Origin of the sequence: Embleya sp. NPDC056575 (assembly GCF_042793325.1) — a bacterium.
Classification (GTDB): Bacteria; Actinomycetota; Actinomycetes; order Streptomycetales; family Streptomycetaceae; genus Embleya.
This window is the reverse complement of sequence record NZ_JBHTVA010000174.1, coordinates 1-1562: the sequence shown is the minus strand read 5'-3', so window position 1 is coordinate 1562 and position 1562 is coordinate 1. Positions and strand designations below refer to the sequence as shown.

Annotated in this window: 1 protein-coding gene; it reads left to right on the top strand. The window is 70.5% G+C overall.

Annotation, left to right across the window (positions count from 1 at the left end):
* Positions 1–1562: GAF domain-containing protein (locus ACFRCG_RS48515; protein WP_380043064.1), on the top strand; the 1562-nt coding region annotated here is incomplete at both ends.

Here is a 1562-nt window from a genome sequence, read left to right as displayed (position 1 = left end):
AGCGATCTGGACCTGGAGACCGTGCTCCGCCGCATCGTCGAGTCGGCGGTGTCCCTGGTCGACGCCGAATACGGCGCCCTCGGCGTGATCGGCGACGAGGAACGACTCGCCCGATTCCTGCCCGTGGGCATGGACCCCGCCACCATCCTGCGCATCGGCCCCTTCCCCACCGGACGCGGCATCCTCGGCCTGATCATCCGCGACCCCCACCCCCTGCGCCTGCACGACCTGTCCGAACACCCCGACTCCTTCGGCTTCCCACCCGGCCACCCGCCCATGAACACCTTCGTCGGCGTCCCGATCCGCATCCGCGACACCGTCTTCGGCAACCTCTACCTCACCGAGAAACGCGGCGGCGCCGACTTCGACGAGGACGACGAAGCCGTCCTGCGCACCCTCGCCGCCGCCGCCGGCGTCGCCATCGACAACGCCCGCCTGTACGACGACGTCCGCCGCCGCGAACGATGGCTCACCGCCAGCTCCGACCTCACCCGCAGCCTCCTCTCCGGCCGACCCCCCGCCGACGTGCTCCGCTCCTTCACCGCCACCATCCGCGACATGGCCGACGCCGACCTGGTGACCCTCGCCGTCCCCGTACCCGGCACCGGCGACCTCACCGTCGAGGCCGCCTCCGGACCCCTCGCCGACGGCATCCACGGACTCGTCCTGACCGGCGAAAGCACCCTGATGGGCAAGGTGTTCGCCTCCGGCGAGACCATCGTCACCCACCACCTCAGCCACGACCCCGGCGCCGTCGTCGCCGGCGCCGTCGAACCCGACCTGGGCTCCGCGTTCCTCCTGCCCCTCGGCACCCACGACAGCATCCGCGGCGTGCTCCAGGTCGCCAACCGAACCGAACGCCCACCACTGCCCGACGCCGTCGTCCGCATGGTCACCGGCTTCGCCGATCACGCCGCACTCGCCCTGGAGATCGCCGAACGACGCCGCGACGCCGAACTGCTCACCGTGCTCCAGGACCGCGACCGCATCGCCCGCGACCTCCACGACCTCGCCATCCAACGACTCTTCGCCACCGGCATGACCCTCCAAAGCGCCACCCGCTTCATCGACCACCCCGAAGCCCTCGAACGCGTCGAATCCGCCGTGGACGCCCTCGACGACACCATCAAGGTCATCCGATCCACGATCTTCTCCCTCAAGACCCGCGACCGCGACACCGACACCGCACTGCGCTCACGCTGCCTGCGCGAAGTCGACGCCGCCACCGAAACCCTCGGCTACGCCCCCACCCTGCGCGTCGACGGCCTCCTGGACACCACCGTCCCCGAAACCGTCGCCGTCCACCTGATCGCGGTCCTGCGCGAAGCACTCTCCAACACCGCCCGCCACGCACACGCGACCCGCGTCGAAGTACACGTGGAAACCGACGGAACCGAAGTATGGGTACACGTCCGCGACAACGGCGACGGCCCACCCACACCCCCGACCCGCGACAGCGGCCTCGCCAACATGCGCGAACGCGCCGAAACCCTCGGCGGAACCTGCACATTCGGCCCGGCACCCGACCACGGCGCACTACTCGAATGGCGCGTACCACTGGG